Here is a 23,045-nt window from a genome sequence, read left to right as displayed (position 1 = left end):
TTGTGCACCACCCTCATCCACGTTCTGAGTCGACACTGGAGACAGTACCGGTGGGTCGTTGACGTTATTGACCGTCAGATTAAAGGTCGTGGAAATCTGTGCGCCAAAGGAGTCCGTATCTTTGACTGTGATCTGGATCGAACCTACATCCGCGTTGGTAGGCGTGCCCGAAAACTGGCCAGTAGCGGCATCAAAATGCAGCCAGGCCGGCAACCCGGAAACTGACAACGCAGTAGTATCGTGTATATCGGTATCCGCAAAAGTATCGGCCGGCAAAGCGAAGGTGAAAGCGACATCTTCGGTAGCCGTCTGGGCTGACGCGGCGTGATCAATACGGGGCTTATCATTGGTGCCGTTAATCTGAATCCGAATATCCTGAGGCGTACCATCAAACGACTGTACCGTCACAAAATCGATCAGTTTCTCACCCGGCATCAACTGCTGTACAGCATCCAGACTATTGTCCAGACCATAGGTCCATGCACCATTGGCATCCAACGTCAGCTCGCCGTACTGTCCTTGCAGCGTGCCCGCCTGGAACACGGACTCACCTGCATCCGCGTCGGTAATACTGAGCCTGCCACTAACGGACAGTTTATTGTCTTCTACGACCACACCGGATGTATGGCCTGTAATCACCGGAATATCATTCGTACCCGTCAGATGGATCACCAGATCCTGGGTGTCGGTGGCACCGCTTTGATCGGTGCCGGTGATAGTGACAGTGATGTCTTTGACCTGACCATCCGGCAGTGACTGATAAGCGGCGTGGGACGGATCGAAGCTCCAGCTGCCGTCGGTATTCACTGTTAAGCCATCCACCGGACTGGCGATGCTGTAGGTGATGGTATCGCCCGTATCGACGTCGGTACCGGTGATCTGCCCGCTGATCGCTGCGGCGTCTTCATGCACCGGCTGCGCGGCGATGCTGTTCACCACCGGCGCGTCGTTGCTACCGGTGAGGTTAATAATGAGATTCTGGGTATCGGTGGCACCGGCCGCATCAGTGACGGTGACCGCTATGGTCAGGGTTTTAGGATCACCTTCGGCCAGGGATTGATACGCGGCGTTAGAGGGATCAAAGGTATAACTGCCATCACTATTGAGGGTAAAGCCCGGCACCGAGGCGGTGGTGCTGAAGCTGAGCACATCGCCAGTATCGATATCGGTAGCTGTAATTTGGCCGGTGACCAGCGCACCATCTTCCACCGTCGTCACCTGACTGATGGGATCCAGCACCGGTGCATCATTGATGTTGTTGACCACCAGGTCGAAGGTGGAGGTGACACTGGCACCGTGACTGTCGGTGGCGGTTACGGTGATGCTGGTGGTGCCCACATCGCTGTTCTGAGGTGTACCGGTAAAAGTACCGGTGATGGCATCGAAGCTGAGCCAAGCGGGTAATGACCCGGTAGATAATGTCAGTGTATCGCCGCTATCAATATCGGCGAAGGTCCCCGCCGGCACACCGAAACTGAAGGCTGAGCCCTGATCGGTGGCCTGATCGGTCAGTGCGGCGCTGACCGTGGGCACATCGTTGGTGCCTGTGACGGATAAATGCAGAACCTTGGTAACGCTGGCGCCTTGCAGGTCCGTCACGGTGATGGGGATGTCGAGATCCAGTTGCTGTCCATCCGGCAGCGATTGGTAAGCCACGTGACCCGGATCAAAGCTGTAGCTACCGTCCGTCAATAGCAGAAACCCATCGACCGCTTTTGCAGTGCTGAACACCAGCTTGTCACCTGCATCCGGATCATTTGCACTGAAGTGGCCACTGACAACAGCATCGTCTTCGTGCACCCCTACGGCAGCAATGTTACTTAAGGTCGGAATGTCATTGGTACCGGTCAACTGGATGACAAGGTTCTGGGTATCCGTGGCACCCGCCGCGTCGGTCACGGTGATCGCTATGGTCAAGGTTTTGGGATCACCTTCGGCCAGGGATTGATACGCGGCGTTAGAGGGATCGAAGGTATAACTACCGTCAGCGTTAAGGGTAAAGCCCGGTACAGTAGCCGTGGTGCTGTAGGTGGCGGTATCCCCCACATCGATATCCGTCGAGGTGATCTGGCCGATTATCTGCGCACCATCTTCCACCGTGGTGACCTGGCTGATCGGGTCCAGAACCGGTGCATCGTTGATGTTGTTCACCACCAGGTCGAAGGTGGACGTCACCGTTGCACCATGGCTATCCGTGGCGGTCACCGTGATCTGGGTGGTACCCACATCGCTGTTGGCCGGCGTGCCGGTAAAGGTGCCGGTGGTGGCATCGAAGCTCAGCCAGGCGGGCAAGTTACTGGTGGTTAAAGTCAGCGTATCTCCGCTGTCAATATCGGCAAAGGTACCCGCCGGCACACCAAAGCTGAAGGCACTGCCCTGGTCGGTGGCTTGGTCGGTCAGGGCGGTGGTAACGGTCGGCACATCGTTGGTGCCGGTGACCGTAATGGTCAGGGTCTGTACGCTGCTGGCACCCTGCTGATCGGTGCCGGTGACGTCTACGTTGATAACCTGTTGCTGACCGTCCGGCAGTGACTGATACGTCGCGTGGGACGGATCGAAGCTCCAGCTGCCGTCGGTGTTCAGCGTTAACCCATCCACCTGACTCGCAATGCTGTAGGTAAGGGTATCGCCAGCATCCACATCCGAACCGGTGACCTGCCCGCTGATCGCGGCGGCGTCTTCGTGCGCCGACTGCGCGGCAATGGCGTTCACCACCGGGACGTCGTTGGTGCCGGTGACCGTGATGGTCAGGGTCTGGGTAGCGGCCGCCTGATGCTCATCGGTGACGGTAACGGGAATATTGAGCACTGCCTTCTGGCCTACAGCCAGCTGGTCAAAGGCGCCATCCGCAGGATTGAAGCTGTAGCTGCCGTCGGCATGCAATACAAAACCGGGTACGGAGGATGTCGTGGTGAACGTCAGGATTGCACCCTGATCCACATCTGTGGCCGCCAGTTGGCCCTGCATCAGGGCCGCGCCTTCTGCCACCGTCTGCGCGGCAACATTGGTAATCACCGGCTGGTCGTTGGTGCCATGTACCGACACACGGATTTCATGCACCGAACCATCGCTGGCGACCAAACTAAAAACGTCTTCTGTCTGATCGGTAGCACCCAGCTGTTGGGTGGCTGTTGCGCCATTGTCCAGCTGATACACCCAGTGGCCTTGGGCATCCACGGTCAGGGAGCCATAGGTTCCCTGTTGGGTTCCGGCACTGCTCCAGCGAAAGCCCGGACGCAACAGGTTGCCACTGTCGGTCTGGCGCGCCAGATCGTCCTCTACCACCTGCCCCTGGTGAGGGCCCGGCAGAAACGGATTGGGCAATGTGCCGCTGCTGGCAACACCTGATTGATGCAACACCGGCGCAAACAGTGGTGCCGTTGAAGGCTGGCTGGCACCGCCGGTGGCCACCTGCGGTACAAACAAGCCGCCGTCCGCGTCAGGTGCCGATGGTTCATACAGTGTTGAGCCACTGGCATCGAAGGTGAACATTTGCGAGCCCTCGCGGCTGCCGCCAGCGAGACCTCGTAAATCATCATCGTCCGCCTCACCAGCGGCAAGTCCCGCTGTGGACAAGGGATCCGTTGCCACAGCCGGATCGGTCTGTTCGCTGCCTGCATCAGCGGGCTGCGCGACACCGGAGCCACCCCCACCACTACGATCTTCCGGCTGAATGGAATCAAGACCAAAATCATTTTCCGCCGCAACACCGATCACGGCTTCGCTGTGGGCCGCGCCCGCCGCGCCAAGCGCCGCTCCCAGCTGGGCACCAGGCTTCTTTTTCTTCTCTTTTTTGTTGTTGCGCTTGGGGTCGCTCCGACCCTGGTCATCGGATCTGTCCGACGGGCCTTTTGCGCCGGCATCCCCGGCAGGCTCGGCCTTGGCGGCGCTCTCCGCCACCGGGGCAGTGCCGTCAGCCGGTGAACGGGGGCTATCACCCCGACCGGAAGTGTTTGTGCTGGAGGGAGAGCCTTCTGGCTTGTCGTGATCGCCGTTGCTCATGGTTGTCTCCCGGTCAAAAGCTTTGAGTTAATCTGGGTTTAGCGTTCAGTGAGCGCCGTATCTACGGTGGTATACACCGGCTTCAGCAGATATTGCAGGATAGTTTTATGACCGGTGGTTATGTCAGCCTCCACAGTCATGCCTACTTTAATTCTGCGGTCGCGGGCTTCGTCACCCACATATTCACTCACCGGCTGAATATGGGCCTTGAAGTAAGGCTCACCGGTACGCTCATCCTTAAATGTAGCCGGGGAAACCCGTTCCACCTCGCCCTGAATGGCACCGAACCGGGAGTAATCATAGGCATCTATCTTGATTAACACCTGCTGCCCAACAGCAATAAAGCCGATATCCCGTGGGGATACCCGAACCTCTACATTAAGAGGCTGATTGCTGGGCACCAGTTCCGCCACAACACCTCCTGGCTGAATGACGGCACCCACCTTGGCATTGGGCAGCGACTTGATAATACCGTCTTCCGGGGCCTGCAGCGCGTTCTGCCCCAGGGCACTGTGTGCCTGGGCCAGCTCTTCTTCCACCTCCCGCAACTGCTCCACCAGCTCGGCGCGATTGGTGCGGTATTCGGTACGCAGGTCCTGCTCCATGGAACGGCGCTGGGTCTGCAGGGTGAGCATCTCCTTCTGCAGGGTCTCTTGTCTGCCGACTACCTCTTCCCGCTCTTTTTTCAGGGCGGATACCGCTTCCTGTTTTTCCAGCAGCTGACGCTTGGGGATCAACCCTTTGTCCACCGCTGTTTCCAGCATCTGCTCTTCCCGATAGATGATCTGCACCTGCTCATCGATAAAACCAAGCTGCTTGCCGGCGCTGTCCAGTTCTGCCTGCTTGCTCACTGCCTCGTCGTCAATCTCTTTCAACTTCGCGCTCTTCAACTCGGACTGACTTTCAAACAGCTCCAGCTGCACTTTGGCAATACCCGGGAAGCTTTTACCCTCGGCACCAAAGTCCGGCGTACGCTCCTGCTCCAGTGCCCGCAGGCGCTCCATCTGCATCAGGATATCGTTGTACTTCACGTCCAGCTTGCGAATGTCGGCTTCACTGACGGACTGATCCAGCCGGGCAATGTCCTGGCCTTTCACCACCACGTCACCTTCCGTCACATAGACCTGCAGGATCTTGCCTCCGCTAAGGCTCTGGATCACATGAATATCGCCGCCCTGTGGCAACACTTCACCCCGGGTTTTGGATACCTCCGGCACCTTGGCAAAGGTAGCCCAGATCCCCAGCAAGCCAACAAATGCAGCTACCCCGATCAAGGTGCGACTGATCGCCTTATCCTGACTGCTGTCGGGAAAGGCACGTAAAATAAGTTGTTTTTTCATACGCTGCTTTCCCCACTTACCAACGTTTCGCCCGAATCTTCGTTCTTGTCCTGATTTAATGCCGCCATCTGGGCGACGGTGCCTTTATCCATAATGATGGCGACATCCGCTTTCAACATCAGCTCCTTGTGATGAGTGGCGTAAACAATGGTTTTGCCTTCAGGAGGCGTTTCGATCAGCTGCCTGAGCGCCAGCATCACCGGGTGATCGCTGCCGTCGTACAGATCGTCAATCAGTACCAGATCCGGATCCCGCAAATGCATACGGGCGAGCTTGATACCCAGTGCCTGGGTACGTTCAAGTTGCACCTCACCAGCCTCCATCAGCAACGTATCCAGACCATCGTGAAAATTACGCAGGCAATCGGCCATGGCAAAGGCGTCCAGCGCGGCCCACATCTCCGCCTCTGTAGCCAACGGCGCTGCAGCCCGCAGGTTGTCAGCCACCGAGCCTTCGATAAAGTCCATGCGCAAATTGAGATAAGCCACCCGGTTGCGATAGTCCACATTCCTGAACTGGCGGATGTCGTGGTCATCAAGTCTGATTGAGCCGGCCTGAGGGCGCAGCAGCCCTGCCATACAGGCCAATAAAGTGGACTTGCCACAGCCATTGGGACCCACTACCGCCATCAGCTGCCCCCGTTCCAGAGGGAAACTGACACCGTTAAGGGCTGCATCCCGATCCGCCGAGTAGCGGTACACCAGGCGCTCTACAGCCATTTTGGCTTTCTGGCCAGTGAGCGGCGCGAAGTACTTCTCCGGTGGCTGCTCATAGGGGGCATCCATAATGGCGTTGATCTGGTTAATGGACTGACGCAACTGACGGATCCGGGCGGCAGAGAAAAACGCCATCTGCAGCGGTCCGGTTACCCGCCAGATCAACATCATGGCGGCGATCAGGCCACCGGCGGACATCACCCCGCTGAGCACCATATAGATACCGGTCATCAGGGTTGCCAACCCGATAAGCATGTTGGCGGCCTTGCCTACCACCTGTTGAGAGCTGGCCACCATCCGGTAACTGAAGTTGGCCCGCGCCGAACGAATGGATTCATTGGCGAAGTTGTTCAGCCAGTCGGTGTGATCTGTCGACTCCCGCAACACCATCAGGCCATCAATCGCCTGACGCTTTTGTTCCTGCATGCGCTGGCTGACCTTGCCCGCATAGCTGGCGGCGTGCAGTTGTCTGGCATCGAAGTAGTAACTCAGCAGGAAATAGAACACGGCGCCGAACAGGGGTACCAATACCAGCCAGCCGGACAGATAGGCAATCGCGATAATGGCGACAATCACAAAAGGGGCGTCGAGCAAACTCACTGCCAGGCTGCCGCCCACAAAGTCCCGGATTCTATCCACATCCCGGATGCGGGCTTCGTTCTGAAAAGGGGTCGACTGCATCAGGAACTCCGCCGGCGATGCCATCAGCTTGCCAAACAGGGCGCGCCCCAGCTGGTAATTGAGATTGGCTGCGAGGTCACTGAGCAAGCGGGCCTTGAGGCGGTTGTCCGCCACCATCCACACCAGCGCAATGATGGCCCCGCCACCGATTGCCATTAGCCCGGTGAGGGAGCCGGAAGGAATCAGGAAGTCATAAACCGACATGGTAAACAGCGGCAACGCCAGACCCAGCACGGCATTGGCCAGGCTCAGGATCAGCACCGCAATAAAAGCGCCGTGATAGTTTCTGGCCAACTCCGCAAACCAGGTTCCTCTGGGCAGCGGCTTTTTCGACTTGGGCTGAATTTCCAGCCACTGCAATGACTGTCCCTGCTCCAGCTCCAGCGGCTCGCCACCGGAACTGAACTCCAGCTGGTCAAAGCCCCTCGCCTGCACCACCACATAGCGCTCTTGCCCCAAAATCCCCAGGGTGGGCAGATCGCAGGCAGGAATCAGACCTGCTTCCCCGCGACGCAGCCTTGTCATAAAACCCAGCCTGCCCAGCACATCCCGCAGCTCATCCAAGCTTAAGGTCGCCTGCTCCGTCGGCAGGACAGTCAGCAGTTCGTAGATGGAACCCTGCCATTGCAGCGCTTTAAGCAGGGTCAGCAGGTCTCGCTGGTGGATACTGAACGCTTCCGGCAGCTCAATATTGTCCCCGTAGGCCATCGCCATTGTATTCATTGATCCACCTCCGCCAGGATCTTCGCCGGCGCCAGTACCGCCTGCAGCTCGGGAGACTGGGTGGTAGCGATCACGGTCATCTTGCCCTGCAAGCCGCTGATTGCACCGGCCAGCGCCTTCTGGGCGGCAAGATCAAGACTGCGGTCAGCGTGATCCAGGATCAGCAGGTTGGGCTGCTTGGCCAACGCCCGAACGATGCCCAGCAGCTGTTCCGTGCCACGCCCAAGACCGGTGAGAAAATGCTCCGCCAGCTGGGTTTGATAGCCCTGCGGCAGCTGGATAATGCGCTGATGCAAACCCAGTTTCACCGACCACGCCATGGCGCTTGTCTCCCTGGATGCGGTAAAGGTGGTCAGGTTTTCCATCACCGTTCCCTGGAAAATCCAGATCCCGTCAGGGACATAGGCAAGATCCGCCTCCAGATCCGGAGCGGTAATAAAGCGGGTGGCTCCCGCCAGCGGTTGCGCCCGCTTCGCCAGCGCCCTGAGCCAGGGCGACCAGCGCAACCAACCACTCTCCTGCAGCCACACCAGACTGCCCGCTTTGACAGTCACCGACAGCGCCCCGGCAACACCGGGCAGCCGCAGGTTACGCCCCTCCACCCCCACAGGATTGGGATCAAAGGCACGCACTGGCGGGGTATCACTGCCGACACTCAGTAACTCCTGGGCCCTGGCCTGCGCCTGCTCCGAACGCTGCACCTGACTCCAGAAAGAAAACAACGCCCCCACCGGTGCCATAATGCGACCGGCCAGCAAGGTACAGGCTGCCAGGGCACCGCTGGACATATCACCGGAAATCACCAGGTGTGCGCTGAAGATAACCACCATTACCGTGGTTGCCTGGGAGAAAAACGCAGTCACCAGCTGGATTCGCATCAGGTACTCATCCAGCCCTGCCTGCTCGGCAGCGACCCGTCTGTGCCCCCGGTCAAACGCCTTCAGCATGGCACTGTCCAGTGCGCCAGCCTTCAGCGACAGCACCCGGGCAAAGGATTCCTGAATAATCGGCGCCCGCAGAGCGGTAGCGTCATCCACCCCCTGGGCAAACTCGCTGGCGCGATTGCTTAGCAAATAGACTGTGACAAACGCCACCGCCAGTACCAACAGAGGGATGACCACTACCCAGCCGCCGATATAGGCAATCAACAGCAGGAAAATCAGGATAAACGGCGCATCGTAGAGCGCCAGTAAGGCCTGACCGGAGACATAGTCCTGTGTGCGCCGCAGCGCCTGAAACCCTTCTTCAACACCGTGCCGCCCCAACGTCATCAACTCCGCAGGATCAGCGGCCAACAGTCGTTGCACTGCCTCCACATTGGACCAGGCCTCATACTTCATGCCCGCGCGGTTTAACCACCAGGCCCGCCCGTAACGCAGCACCGATTCCAGCACGATGGCTGAGAATACCCCCAGGGTGATCACCCAGGCGGTACCCACCCCATGATTGGGCAGGATGCGGTCGTAGATTTGCAACATGGCAATAGGCAGTGCCAGTGACAACAGCATTATCGCCAGAGATATAAGCAGCAGGCGGGGCTTGAGACCGCGCTTGAGATCAGACAGGGTCATCGAGTAATACAAGTCCTTGTATTAAGTGCGGATTTTCACAACGTAGTCGTCAAACAAAGCATAAACCAGCTTGCGAAAAGGGTATAGCACGCCGGACAACCGCAGACCTTGCCCGAAGAGCATGCCATGTCGGCGTAGGAGCAGCTGCCCGTGCAGTATAAGCAGAAGCAAATCAGCCAACAGTGTACTTTAGTAGATTACAGAAGGCATTGTTCCTTATTACAGAAATACCGGTTTCCGGGTTTCCTCGTTTCCGGCATTAGGCCGGCATTAATAGCCCCAATTGGTCACCCGCTGCCGATCTGCTAGGCTTGGCCGCTTGTGATCACGGGCCCGGGAGTAAAGCATTGGAAAGGTTTGATTGGGCGGTCATTGGCGGGGGTATCGTCGGTCTCTCCACGGCCTGGCAACTGCAGCTGGCCTATCCCGATCAGCGGGTCCTGCTACTGGAAAAGGAAGCCTCCCTCGCCCGCCACCAGACCGGCCACAACAGCGGTGTGATCCACGCCGGTGTCTACTACACCCCAGGCAGTCTCAAGGCCCGCTTCTGCCGCGAGGGGGCTGCCGCCACCAAGACGTTCTGCAACAAACACCAGATCCCCTATGAAGAATGCGGCAAGCTGCTGGTGGCTACCACGCCACTGGAGCTGGAACGTATGCAGGCCCTGTATACGCGCTGCGGCGACAATCAGATCGCAGCCGAGCTATTGGACAAGGCGCAATTGCAGCAGCGGGAGCCCCATGTCAGCGGCCTTGGGGCCATCTTTGTGAAGGCCACCGGCATCGTGGATTACACCCGGGTGTGTGAAGCCATGGCGCAGGAGCTGTGTACTGCCGGCGGCGAGGTACGACTAAGCACCACCGTCACAGCCATTACAGAGCGCCCCGATGGCATCACCCTGGGCACCAGCCAGGGCGCAGTGCAGGCCGGGTTTCTGGTCTGCTGCGCCGGCCTGCAGGCCGACCGCATGGTGGAGCTGCAGGGGCTGCCGGTGGATTTCCAGATCATTCCGTTTCGCGGCGAGTACTATCAGCTGCCGGCGGAGAAAAACCAGTTGGTCCGACACCTGATCTACCCCATCCCCGATCCGGAGTTACCCTTCCTCGGGGTGCACCTGACCCGCATGATCGACGGCAGCATTACCATTGGCCCCAATGCGGTGCTGGGCTGGAAGCGGGAAGGCTATGGCCGTTTTAATCTCAGCGCTGCCGATACCGCGCGCATGCTGGGCTTTGCCGGTTTCTGGAAATTGATGGCCCGCTATTGGCGTTCTGGGCTGACAGAGCTGCGCAATTCATTGAGCAAGCGCGGTTACCTGCAACTGGCCCGCAAGTACTGCCCATCGCTGACCGTCGGCGACCTGCAACCCTATCCGGCCGGCATCCGCGCGCAGGCCGTGTTGCAGGACGGCACTATGGTGCAGGATTTTCTCTTCAAACAGACACCGCGCAGCCTGCATGTCTGTAATGCACCGTCACCGGCCGCCACCTCCGCCATACCCATTGGCCGCCACATTGTGGAAACTGTGCAGCAACAAGCGACCAACGCTTTTCGCAGTACTTAACCAAACCATACACTCAAAGCCCCCAAACCCATGACCGTCACGCTAAAATGCCGTCCCATGATGCTGCTCACAGCACTGTTAACCGTTTCAGGAGTTACCGCCATGGCCGATCAGCCCTCACACACAGAATTCCAACCCATCACGGGCGATGTCACCGCCCGAGAGGCCTATATCACCGGTCAGCCACCCCGCATCGCCCCCCTGCCCGCCGAAGAGCGCTCGGCCGAGCAGCAGCAAATCCTCAGCGATATCAGCATGGTGGTGGTCGATGGCGTGCGCAAACCCCGCGAAGACGTGGTGTCGCTGGAGATCCTGATTCGTCACGCTAATCTCTATCTGGCGCACATGGGTTTCGGCGGCAAGTTTTTATCCGACGGCGAAATCTCCATCCGCGATCGCGAGCTGGCAGTGCTGCGTATCGGCTGGCTGTCACAGGCGCCGTTTGAGTGGGGTGCCCACGTGAAGATTGCCAAGCGTAATGGCGTGACTTCGGAAGAGGTAGCACGGGTAAAAGAAGGTTCTGATGCAGAAGGCTGGAGTGATCACGAGCGCGCCTTGATCCGCGCCATGGAAGAGCTTCATTTCAACTCCATGATCAGCGACGAGACCTGGTCCGTGCTGGCAAAAACCTATAACGAGAAGCAGCTGATCGAGATGGTGCTGATGGCCGGCCAGTACAAGACCGTCGCCTACCTGCAGAACAGCCTGCGCTTGCCGATTCCTCCCGGCAAAGAGGGATTGGGAGCGGAATAACACCCGACACCAACAAAAAAATCGCCACTCATGTGGCGATTTTTTTTGCTTGTTCTGACGGAATTACTTTGTTCACTATACCTCGCCAAACCTCATGTGGCTCCTCGATCAACTTTCACCCAAAGTAAGCATCACAGTGTTCACTTTGCTAAGAACACGCCTAACCGGCTGAAACTAAAGGGGTTTTAGTAAAATCCGCCTTACATTCGCTAATAACCCCAGATTCAAGCAAACGACACTTGAGAAGCAGGCTGCCTAAGCTGCTCGGCCTTCGATTTAGTTAAACCAAGACCAGCCCCGACAGTAACCGCCGCACAGATTTGCTTACCATTTCCGCCCAGCAAATACGCAGAAATACCAAACAACAGTGCACCAGCTACAGTCGATTTCACTTGAGGACTACTAGCCACACCATACACAACAAGACTCACTGCCTGCTCACAATTAAAGCTCGCCGGACAGTAGCTTTTATTCTCTCTCAGTACTTCTCTTAACCTAAAAGAAATGTCATTCAAACCAGACCAATGCTCTGCTTTGACAGTTACATCCTGCCCTTCAGCGAAATCACTATAGCTACAGATTTCAGGCCCACTCTCGGGTGAATTATGAAAAACCGCCTTATCACCATTCCAATAATTCAACTCAAGCCCATTATGGGCAACAAGACCTGAGGCCTTCTCCCTATATAGCTCTCTAACACAAACCAAAGTCATACAAACCTCACAACGAATACTATTCGTATTTAGAATATTCGCATTCAGAATAATATTCAAGTAAAATCTACACTAAGCTACCCAAAGGCGGAGTAAGCACAATGACTCAGATTGTTACCTACAATGGGATCGTGGGGTATATCCTTGAAACAAGGAGAAACGAACTAGGCTTCGATCAAGCCACCGTTGCCAGAGCAGCAGGTCTTTCGCAGCCCGTACTTTCGCGCCTCGAAAAGGGAAGTGCCTCCATAACTATGGACCAGCTGTTTCTATTAGCTGACGCTCTGAAAACAACCCCAAGTGAAATTATTAAAGTCGCAGAAACCAACGCTCAAGTATTCAATAAAGATAACTCGATCGACCTGATGACAACGAAACAAAGCAACTCCAACACTAACGCCCTTCTCACTGGGGCAGCAATTGGAGCAGTATTAGCGCTTCTACTGAAGTAATCGTCCCACACAGGAAGTAATTAGTCCCAATAGCTTCTATCTAGGTATTGGGCCCCGGAGCATAGGCACTGCTGCAATAGCTGCATTGGTAATTGCAAAGAGACAAGCCCCTGTGACCTTTTAAAATAAGTATCTTTTGAGTTTCATGGATGAGTATTGTTCTTTTCAGTGGCTCATTCTTCCTAAGGTAAATATAGAAGTATGAAAGCTGAGTTCTTAGGTGCCAGAGCCTCCAATACTGGTGATGATTTTCATGAGTGGTGGGCTCTTCGTTTAGCCTTACGATTGCTAGCCCCAGATACATCCTTAACGGCTGTAACAGTTGAAGGTGTAAATCTTGATGATAAAAAGGGGCAAGAGTTAACGGAATGGGATTCCGTTGATTGCGGTTTATTTTATGGTGGCCACACAGTAGAGCAAGCCGAAAAAATTGTTATTGAGCAGTTAAAGTATTCCTCATCAACGCCTGAAAAGAACTGGACTGTTTCAGAATTGACAAGCTCCAAGTCGAAGTCTTCAAATAACAGCATTATCAAAGGGCTTGCTGATTCATTCAGTGCCGTACTAAAAACCAGGCCAGATCTGATCAGTACTGATGCGCTAACAATCAAACTAGTCAGTAATCGACCTATTGGCGCAGACCTTGAGAAATCACTTTCCGATGTCAGCAACAAGAAACATGAAGCGTTGAGAGCCTCCAGTGGCCTTAGTAAAAGAGATTTCAAGAAATTTATTAGGCTTTTTGATTTCTCTGACTGTGGTGCGGGTTCTCGGTTTGAGCAAGAAGAAAACGCGATTAATGAAATCTTAAATTTAACGCAAAGTGCTGATCGCGGGTTTGTACTGGATTTGAAAGATCGTGTTCATAAGTTGATGCTGCCAGAGGCTACAGGAAGTTATATCACTAAAGAAACAGTGCTGACTTGGATGAATGTATCTGACCCTCGTGCGCTGTTCCCATGTCCCCCAAGGCTCAAGCTAGTTGAAAACCCAGTTAACAGAAGTGCAGCTACAGCGATACAAGCTGCCATGATTAATGGTGATCAATTTATCTGCCTACATGGAGAAGGTGGTAGTGGTAAGACAACCGTACTAAAACAGATTGAAAATCTATTGCCCATCGGCTCAGTCATGATTACCTATGACTGTTATGGTGCGGGTACTTACATGGATAGTGAGGCCTATCGACATAGAGACAAAGATGCCTACTTGCAAATAATCAATGAAACATCAGCTCGGTTGCGTTTACCGCTCCTGATTAGTCCAGACTCTTCCATTGACTTTGTTAAAGCTTTTTCTTTAAGAATTGAAACTGCAAGTGATGTTTTAAAGGCGCAATCAGGCGATGCACTGTTGGTCATTGTTATTGATGCAGCGGACAATACAGTAACCGGTGCAAAACAGTGTAAACCAGAAGAAACCAGTTTTATTCATGAGCTAGTCAAGGTTGGCAATCTACCTAGTAATGTAAGGCTGATGATTTCTGCGAGAACTGGACGCTTAGATTCGTTATCTATCCCAGCCAAGTACAATTCAGTAGAAATTTCTAACTTCTCACTTGAGGAAACTGCACTCAATGTGTCTCACCAATATTCCAATGCAACGGAAGCATGGGTAGAGGATTTCCATAACTTGTCTAATAAGAATCCACGGGTGCAAAGCTACGCATTCGACTATGCGGGTTCTGATCCTGAGAAAGCCATCGCTTTTTTAAGGCCAAATGGTAAGGGTTTAGATCAGATCTTTGAAGCCAGGTTTGAAGAGGCGATACTGAAAGAAGGTGATTCTGATACCTTGTCCCTTGTTTGTTCGTCCTTAGTTGCCTTGCCTGCACCAGTTCCAAAGGATCATTTGGCTAGCGTTGTAGGAATATCGAAGGAGAGAGTTAATGATATTGTCTCTGATCTTCCCGGTATGCGTGTTCTTGACGACAAAGTTGGGTTTCTTGATGAAGATGTTGAGTTCTTTGTCCGAAAAAAAGCGGAACCAAAGCTGCAAGAGGCTTATCAGCGTTCAGCAGCGCATTTCTTTGCTCATCATAAGAGCGATGAATATTCTGCAATGCATCTGGCTTCAGCACTATTTTCGTCAGGTCAGGGGCGAAAGATCATAGAAATCATTCAGGAAAATGAAGCACCATTAGCTATAAAAGACCAAATAATTCGTCGAGAAGTACAGCGCCAGCGCTTACAGCTTGCGATGAAAGTATGCCGTTCGGCAGGCGATCCAGCAGATGCGATATTTACCTTGTTGGTTGGGGTTGAAGCTATAAAAACGGATGACGCGGTAGATAAGATTATTGATGAAAATCCAGATTTAGCTATCCATTTTGCGTCCGATACGGTAGGTAGAAATATACTTTTTTCATCAAAGACATATGAAAGTCATGGCCGGTTCTTGTCGCATATAGTTGCTCGTGAAGCTGCTGACAAAGACTTTATTGCTGCCCGGGAAAAGAAACGTATTCTTCGTGAATGGATGAATCGTCGACGTGAGGATATTGAGCGACAAGAAGCAGAACAGAGTGATTATCGGTTCCCGCATATCAAGGGGTGGTCAATAAAGCTTGAGGATATTACCGCTGTTGCTCATTCAGTATTGGATATGGAAGGTTGGCAGGCTGCATATGAATTTATTTGTGGTTGGAAGCCAAGAAGTATTCATTACAAGGTTGCGCTCAGACTTATAGATCGCCTATTGCTTTCAGGAAAGTCGGGAACAATTCAAGAGTTTCTGGATAGCGGCTGTATCCCTGAGCCGTGGCAAGCACTATTTAGCATCCCTTTAGCACTTTCCGGTCAAGAAATTGATTGTGTGGCTCTTGAGAAGTCATTATGCAACAAAAGAATACTGAAATACTGTGATCTAAAAGAGTTAGAGCGGCACACCGCTGAAGTTTCAGGCCGTTCTAACTACGCGGAAATGCTACTCAATGGCTGTGAAATTCTGGCGGCCAATGGAAAGGATTTGTCTCCTGTTGAGGCAATCCTTGAATATCTTTGCCCAGATAAATGGCGCTTAGTTGATAATATCTACATACACGACATTCTTAAAAACGATGTTGCTTTTAGGGCTTACTCTTTGTTGATGCGTCATCGTGGCCTCGACGTCAAAATAGAATCATATTGGATTGATTTAGCAATACCTGAAGGTCTTGAAGAGGCTGAAAAAAATAGAAAAGAACAAAAAAAATCGGAAAAACATAGGGAAATAAGAGAGAGTCTGTCAAATTTGATGTCTGTCTATGCTGTCCGCGCAGACATATTGCTATCCAATATTTTGCCGAAATATGCGGAGGAAAAATTTAAGTCAGCACTAGGATCTTTGTTCACAAATTCCTGGAGAATGTCTAGAGAACATTACTTTGAGTTTATATGTAGCCGACTTTCGTTGTCTGTGGCAAATCTATCTGTTATCCCTGATATTGATATGAATGCAGTATTCACTTTGTCAAAGGCATGTTTTAAAGACTGGCCATCTATATATTCTTCTGGTCAACGTAAGGTTATTTCAAAGCTGATAAAAATACCTGAGTTGAGATTATTGGTTGTTAAAGATATTTACCAACGATCAGTTGAGGTCAAAGATATAAAGGCGGCGGCAAGTGAGAAAATCAGTATTCTTCTAGATTTGTCCAGAATATTGCTCTTTGTAGATAAGGATGAGGCTAGAGAAATATTCAAAATAGCAGTCAATATCGCCAATGACGTTGATGTCGATGCTATGCATGACGTCTCTCTATTTTCAACGTTATCAAAGAACGCCAAAAACCACTTTTCGGCAGAAATTTCGCAAAAAACAGCGAATCAGATGGCGGAGATAATAACGGAGTACGGTACTCTTCTTGAGGGGTACGATCATTTCCCTTGGGGGGATGCGATTTCTGCTGTTGCTATATTGGATATGGCTAAAGCCATAAGCCTAATCGGGTATTGGGAAGATTGCGATTTAGTTTTAGCTAATAAAACCCTTCCAGCATTGATGTCAACGGGTTTATCAGAAGCAACTATAAGCTCTTCGCAGGCAGCATCGCTGCTTAATTTTTGTGATGATATGAGTGGTGAGTTTCTTAACAAGCTGGCATCGGCTGCAAACTCTAAAAGTTCTAGGCAGCTAATAGAAGAAGTCGCTAGAGCTGAGCTATTACGGTTCAACAAGAATGGTAGTTCCAAAGTATGTCAGGCGCTAAATCAGATAATCCCGTATAACGATGATAGTGGATATTGGCATTCGGCGCTGAATCAACTCATTCAGTTTAAGGAACAAAAAAGAGAAGTCATTAAGGCCGATGTTGATAGCGATAAGCTTGACCCTAGAGCTAGGGAGGAAACAGAAGAGGAGTTTCTTGACGGTATAAGTCTTGTAGAAATTTCCTTTGAATCACCTGCCGATTTTGTGGATTCGATAAAAGCTAAGAAAGAGGAGGCTAGAAGTAAGGAGCTTTATATCGGAGCGGATGAAATCCTGATTTCAGTCAGCAGGAGTTTTGAATCAAAGGATCGTATTACTTTTCTGAATCTTCTTGCTGATGATCGAGTAATTGATGATGTCGGTTATACATGGGCTAAAACGTTAACTGATTGCATTAACCTTTGGGTAGGATCGTCTCATGCCATATCTTCCTGGAGGGAGGAAAACTTACCAAGTCTGATTGCTAATCACTTGGGCGAATTTTCATACAATGAAGATTATGGCTACGACAGGGGGATGCTCAAAGACGCAATTGATAGCCTACATTTAAATAGAGAAGAAGCGGTTAGTTTGCTGCTAGATGGCTTGGAAAAAAATTCTGATTCCTTGCCGCTAACCAAGATATATTCGGTGATCAGACTGCTGGCTGATTATTGCAGCGATGAACAAATAGCAGATGTTACCACTCGATACATCAATCGGTTGAGCACGCGCCTAAAAATTCCAACAAAAGCAACTGATTCTGATTTCTTGGTTGAATCAGCGCTGGCATGTCAACTCTATTCATTTTTGGGTGATGTAGATACTAGGGTGAGATGGAGAGCAGCTCATAGTATTAGAGCATCTGCCAGGGTGGGTGATTTTAATACAATAGTCGCGTTGACAGCTTTATATGACCGTAAATCTATGCCGGGCTACCGTGAAGATAATGTGCCTTTTTATTGGCTATCAGCACGTCTTTGGCTCATCGTTACATTTGATCGAATTGCATCCGAAACGCCAGAGGCCGTTGTACGTATTGCGAGTTGGCTGTTGGATATTGCAACCGACCAAGAGTTTCCGCACGTATTGATGCGTCATTTCGCTAAATCTTGTCTAATGAAACTCATTTCGGGTAATTTCGTGGATTTCAGTGAACAAGAAATTGCAGCTGCACATAGGATTAATACCTCTGACCTAGTTTCAGAAAAACCGAAGCGTAGAGTTTCTCGTGGAGGATTTCGCGAAGGGGGCAAAGAGAGAAGATTTAGTTTTGATTCATTAGATACCCTCAGGTATGTGTATCCTGGCGCAATAGAATGCTTTGCTGGCGTAGATGAAGAAATGTTTCTTGATGAGGCGGAAGCCTGGATTATTGAGCGATGGGAGAATAGCTCGGATTTAACAGCATGGCAAAATGAACCAAGGAAACATAAGTTAGAAAGAGCTAATTACACCTTATATAGCCATAGTCATGGCTCCACGCCGACAATAGAGCGCCATAGTTATTATCTGGAATGGCATGCTATGTGGTGTAGCCTCGGCTCTCTAATGACAGAAAAAGCATTAGCAGAGCCTAAATATGATGACGACGACTATGGAACGTTAAGCGGATTTTTAAGACTAGAGGGGCTAACTCAACCACCGCACTGGTCGAGTGATCTTCGTTGTCCGACGCCGCTTGAATTACGCTTTCACAAACCACCTACTGTCGAGGCAGAGGATTGGGTGGCAACAATTGGTGTTGATGATTTTGACCTGGAGCTTGGTCTGTCCTCCGATGACGGCAATCTGGTTGTGGACTCTTATCATGATATTCGAACGAGCAAGCATCGCTGTAGTGTAAGAATATCTTCCTCTCTTGTTAGCCCTGATACAGGGCTATCATTGATTAGAGCGCTTCAAACGTCCGATGATTCCCATGATTACCGTTTGCCACCGGCTGGTCATGAGTTTGAGATAGGTGATGGCCCATTTGTACTACGTGGTTGGCTCAGTGAACACTCCGGTGATGCGCGTTTAGATCAAAATGATGTGTTTAATTATGGTGTTCGTTTGATTGAAACTACGCCGTCTGAAAATGTTGTTGAAGTGCTGGACTTATGCCGGTCCGATAGCTATCCGGTAAGTTGGGTTAATTCATCTAATGGAGACAACGTATTTCATTATGAAGCATGGGGTGATGTCAGAGACGATTCCAGACAGAGGGAATACATACATGGTGATGATGTTGTTTCCGGCGGGCACCGCCTGAAGATATCCTCACATTACTTAGAAAAGTATCTGAGTGAAGTTGATTTAGATCTGATTCTTGAAGTTGAAATAACACGAAGAGCAAGTAAAGATGGAATTACAGAGTATGACGAAGAGTCCAAAAAAGAAGCGAGGTACGCAAGACTCTATCTTTTCAGAAGAACTGGAGAAATCGTTACCACTGAAGGATGTGTTGGTACTTGGTCACCATCTGGCGACTGAGCTGGGCTTTTCAGATAGCTGCGACACTCTCGGAAAATGGATGTCTCATCATTTAGCAGAAGTGATGGATCGAGCTGAAAATGAGAGCGACCTTCAAAAGAAAGAAGAGTATCAGAAGGAAGTGGTCGAATTAATTCTGAAAGTGTGGAAACACAGAACCTCTTTACAACCGGATGCTTATCCATTGGCCAGATTCAGAGGTATTATCGACTCGTTGAGCATACTCTCTCCCGAAGCAAATGTATGGGAGAGAAATAGGCTTGGTAAATATGAATCGCTTGCAGCAGACAGTTTTTCAATGCTCGTCGACTTATATAGGGCATTGCATTTTATTGAATTTATTTCACTAAAATCGTTTAAAGATAAAAAGGTACCTCCCTCTGTATTGTCCGATGAAGAGCAGGAACTATATGACTTTTTAACCTCCTGGGCTGAAGAAGAGTTGAAGTTCAGGTCTGAATCCGATTCTTTTACAGATGAAACAGAAGTTGAGCAAGCGACAGATAGTGTGTGTGAATTTATAGATGGGTTATGTGAAAAGTTGAATACTCTAAAAAATGAACTTAAACCGCTGAACAAATAAGCCGATATGATTCTTCATGTTGGTTGAGAGTTTTGAGGGTAATTGGTCAAATGCCAGGTGCCTTAACATATAATGATCATCACATATGGGTAGCGGTAAAGATCCTCTCCGATCCGAATGCCTCAAAACAGATTGGACACATCAGTTTTAGCTAGAATGGTAATAAAATTCATACTGGGGCTGGATTGGAAGGGTAATCCCCCCATTTTTAACCGTGCGTTTAGAGCCTGCCTTTAGTCGCTGAGCTGGGGGAAGGTTTCTACTCTGCCTATGACCGAGCTCGGTCGCTTGTTATTGTATTTACCGAACTGTTACGTTTCACACCCTCCTCTACATGATATGTGTCCGCACTATCTAGCAGGCTGTTGAAAAACCCCAAAAATGAGACAATACCAGCATCTTATCTCGGGTGATGATCCATGCGCGGCGACTCAGTAAATCAGGGTGCACTTTTCAGTTATGTCAGTCTGGAATCCCGTATTCCAGACAATCACCCCATTCGCAAAGCACGCAAGATCGTCGATGCGGCTCTGGCAGAGATCGAGCCGGCTTTTGATGAGATGTACTCTTCAGTTGGCAGGCCATCCATTCCGCCAGAACAACTGATTCGATCCATGCTGCTCCAAATCTTCTTCACCATTCGATCAGAGCGGCAGCTGGTGGAACGACTGGACTACGATCTGATGTTTCGCTGGTTTGTGGGCTTGGGGATGGATGATCGCGTCTGGAATCACTCGGTATTTTCCAAGAACCGGGATCGCTTGATGCGGGGTAATATTGATGAGCTGTTTTTCGACGCCATCAAAAAGCAGGCATATGCCAAAAAACTGATGTCCCGTGATCACTTTTCTGTAGACGGCACCTTGCTGGAAGCTTGTGCATCGATGAAGTCCTTTAAGCCCAAGGATAGTTCAGACGATGACGACGGCGAGAACTTCCACGGACAAAAGCGCAGTAATAAAACCCATGCTTCTACAACCGATGGTGACGCCAAGCTGTATAGAAAGAGCGCAGGCAAGGAATCCCGTCTGTGCCACATGGGGCATTTATTGACCGAGAATCGCAACGGTCTGATTGTTGAGGCTGAAGTTACAGAAGCCGGTACACGGCAGGAGTGGGATGCCGGTACGACCATGCTGGCCGCTCAGGGTTCGCGCCCGGGAATGACCGTAGGTGCAGACAAAGGTTACGATACCGGTGAATTTGTCGATGGCTGCGTGGCCTGTCCATTACTCCACACGTTGCCCAGAAGTCGGTTGGCAGTGTGATTGATGGCAGGACGACCAAAACCTGGGGTTATCGAATCAGCCAGCTAAAACGAAAGCGCATCGAAGAATGCTTTGGTTGGATGAAGGAATTTGGCCTGATGCGCAAATTACGCCATGTAGGTCGGGCAAAGACCGCCTGGATATTCCGATTTACGGCAGCCGCGTACAACGTAACCCGGCTAAAGGGGCTATTGGCCTGAATCTGGGTCTGAAAGATTCAGTTTTAGCCAGACAAAACCGCCAACATGTTCAACATATAAAATTGAACACAGCCCATGGTTTGAAGCAGTCAGAAAAAAGATATCTTCATCTCAAGGTGGATTGTATTTACCGTTAAGAATTTACAGGCAGACTGTGTTTTTTCAACAGCCTGCTAGCATGTATGGCTGACGGGATTGCCTCAAATGACAAAAAACTTATCGAAACTTATATGCTGATAAACCCTAAAGGAAGAGTTTTCAGCTGTTAATCAGTAGATGGTTTTTGATATTTTGAATTGCTTGAAAGAGGCTCTGCTAATAACTTCATAGGGTGCTACACCGTCATCACGGGCACAGCCATAAAGCGGTATACAATATCCATAAGGAGTTGACCTTTCCCCTGCATTAGCATCCCTCGCTGGCTGGAACTTTCATTCATACCCAGCCAGACACAAAGAACCAGCTTAAAACTGTTCACTTTTCCTAAAAAATAGATTTTTTGTTGATTTATCTGTCAAAAGTGAACAAACAATTCCGATAGTGAACAAACTAATTCCTTCGGAACATGCTACACCACTTCCCCGGCAGCATAACCACAGGCCCAGGCCCACTGGAAGTTGAAACCGCCGAGCCAGCCGGTCACATCCACCACCTCGCCAATAAAGTAGAGACCTGGTTGCTTCTTCGCTTCCATGCTTTTGGAAGAGAGCTCGTTGGTATCAACACCACCCAGTGTCACCTCAGCCGTGCGATAGCCTTCCGTACCGGCGGGCATGATCTCCCAGCGATGCAAGCGGTCGGCAATAGCGGCAATGTCGGCGTCACTGTATTGATTCATTGGTTTGCTGCCCAGCCAATGATCACAGAACACCTGCGCCCAGGCTTTGGTGTGCAGCCCCGCCAATACGGTTTTCAACTCCGCTTTGGAACGTTCCGCTTTGGCTTGCTGCAACAGCTCTTGCAGATTTTGTGTCGGGCTCCAGTCAATAGCGATAGTCTGCCCCGGCAACCAGTAAGAGGAGATCTGCAACACTGCCGGACCGCTTAAACCCCGGTGGGTAAACAGCAGGTTTTCAAAAAAGCTGGTATTGCCGCAGTGGATGCGCACCTCTGCCGAGTTGCCCACCAAGGGTTTGAACGGCTCCAGTTGCTCTTTCGATAGCGTAAATGGCACCAACCCGGCGCGGCGCGGCAGTACCTTGAGGCCAAATTGCTCCGCCAGTTCGTAACCCAAACCAGTGGCCCCCATGGTGGGGATAGAGAGGCCGCCGGTAGCCACCACCAGCGACTGCGCCTGAACAGTTCCCATGGACGTCTCAACCGTGAAATCTGGATTCAGCGCGCTGACCGAGCTGACTTCGCAGTGGGTTTGAATGCGCACACCGGCGCTGTCACACTCACTCAACAGCATCTCCAGAATGTCACTGGATTTATTGTCGCAGAACAGCTGGCCCAGTTTTTTCTCGTGGTAAGGCACCTGATGGCCGGCCACCAGCCCGATAAAATCCCACGGGGTATAGCGGGCCAGGGCCGACTTGCAGAAGTGTTTGTTATCGCTGAGGTAGTTGGACGGTTCCACATACATATTGGTGAAGTTGCAGCGACCGCCGCCGGACATGAGGATCTTCTTGCCCACCTTGTTGGCGTGATCCACCACCAGCACATTGCGCCCCCGCTGCCCGGCGGTAATGGCACACATCAGGCCGGCGGCGCCAGCGCCAATAATCAATACATCAACATCTGTGGATCGGGACATACGCAACAGGACTCAGCAGCAAGGAGCATCAGAAGGCTAACAGCCGCGCATTGTAAACCAGCCGCCCTGCTCCCTGC

The 23,045-nt window shown here is 51.5% G+C and carries 11 protein-coding genes and 1 pseudogene; 6 read left to right on the top strand and 6 right to left on the bottom strand.

The genetic code is table 11. The features are described from left to right. From GSF27_RS15350 to GSF27_RS15335, 4 genes are all read right to left on the bottom strand, one after another. A partial coding sequence (locus GSF27_RS15350) for a VCBS domain-containing protein (protein ID WP_160970701.1) occupies window positions 1–4,002 on the bottom strand: 4,002 nt, incomplete at its 3' end. A 38-nt stretch (window positions 4,003–4,040) separates the two neighbouring features. Then, on the bottom strand, window positions 4,041–5,342 hold the full coding sequence (locus GSF27_RS15345; RefSeq protein ID WP_160970700.1) for an HlyD family type I secretion periplasmic adaptor subunit: 1,302 nt from the start codon (window positions 5,340–5,342) through the stop codon (window positions 4,041–4,043). Next, window positions 5,339–7,462, bottom strand: a complete 2,124-nt coding sequence (locus tag GSF27_RS15340) for a peptidase domain-containing ABC transporter (protein ID WP_160970699.1) — start codon at window positions 7,460–7,462, stop codon at window positions 5,339–5,341. Before GSF27_RS15340 ends, GSF27_RS15345 begins: the two co-directional genes overlap by 4 nt. Then, entirely contained in the window at window positions 7,459–9,033 is a 1,575-nt protein-coding gene (locus GSF27_RS15335) for an ABC transporter transmembrane domain-containing protein (RefSeq protein WP_160970698.1), read from the bottom strand. The genes GSF27_RS15340 and GSF27_RS15335 overlap by 4 nt, the downstream gene beginning before the upstream one ends. A gap of 347 nt (window positions 9,034–9,380) precedes the next feature. Between GSF27_RS15335 and lhgO the strand changes: the two genes are divergently transcribed. Beyond that, complete coding sequence (gene lhgO / locus GSF27_RS15330; RefSeq protein WP_160970697.1) at window positions 9,381–10,598, top strand: L-2-hydroxyglutarate oxidase; 1,218 nt, start codon at window positions 9,381–9,383, stop codon at window positions 10,596–10,598. 102 nt (window positions 10,599–10,700) lie between these two features. Beyond that, entirely contained in the window at window positions 10,701–11,351 is a 651-nt protein-coding gene (locus tag GSF27_RS15325; protein WP_160970696.1) for a carboxymuconolactone decarboxylase family protein, read from the top strand. A gap of 224 nt (window positions 11,352–11,575) precedes the next feature. Here the strand turns inward: GSF27_RS15325 and GSF27_RS15320 are convergent, their stop codons facing one another. Then, the gene (locus GSF27_RS15320) at window positions 11,576–12,124 is read right to left on the bottom strand and encodes a hypothetical protein (protein WP_160970695.1); all 549 of its coding nucleotides are present in this window, start codon (window positions 12,122–12,124) and stop codon (window positions 11,576–11,578) included. A 41-nt stretch (window positions 12,125–12,165) separates the two neighbouring features. Here GSF27_RS15320 and GSF27_RS15315 point away from each other — a divergent pair, with 41 nt between their 5' ends. From GSF27_RS15315 to GSF27_RS15300, 4 genes and pseudogenes are all read left to right on the top strand, one after another. After that, window positions 12,166–12,516, top strand: coding sequence for a helix-turn-helix domain-containing protein (locus tag GSF27_RS15315; protein ID WP_160970694.1), 351 nt, complete (start codon window positions 12,166–12,168; stop codon window positions 12,514–12,516). 201 nt (window positions 12,517–12,717) lie between these two features. Beyond that, complete coding sequence (locus tag GSF27_RS15310) at window positions 12,718–19,161, top strand: ATP-binding protein (RefSeq protein ID WP_160970693.1); 6,444 nt, start codon at window positions 12,718–12,720, stop codon at window positions 19,159–19,161. Then, entirely contained in the window at window positions 19,130–19,744 is a 615-nt protein-coding gene (locus tag GSF27_RS15305; RefSeq protein ID WP_202410475.1) for a hypothetical protein, read from the top strand. Before GSF27_RS15310 ends, GSF27_RS15305 begins: the two co-directional genes overlap by 32 nt. 419 nt (window positions 19,745–20,163) lie before the next feature. Further along, a pseudogene (locus GSF27_RS15300) lies at window positions 20,164–21,212 on the top strand (IS5 family transposase). 568 nt (window positions 21,213–21,780) lie between these two features. On the opposite strand, the gene GSF27_RS15295 reads toward GSF27_RS15300, so the two are convergent. Next, window positions 21,781–22,968, bottom strand: a complete 1,188-nt coding sequence (locus GSF27_RS15295) for an NAD(P)/FAD-dependent oxidoreductase (RefSeq protein ID WP_160970692.1) — start codon at window positions 22,966–22,968, stop codon at window positions 21,781–21,783. Between the last annotated feature and the right edge of the window lie 77 nt (window positions 22,969–23,045).

The organism is Pseudomaricurvus sp. HS19 (assembly GCF_009857815.1).
GTDB lineage: Bacteria > Pseudomonadota > Gammaproteobacteria > Pseudomonadales > Cellvibrionaceae > Pseudomaricurvus.
Note: the sequence above shows the minus strand (reverse complement) of the source record. Positions and strands in the feature narration are given on the sequence as shown.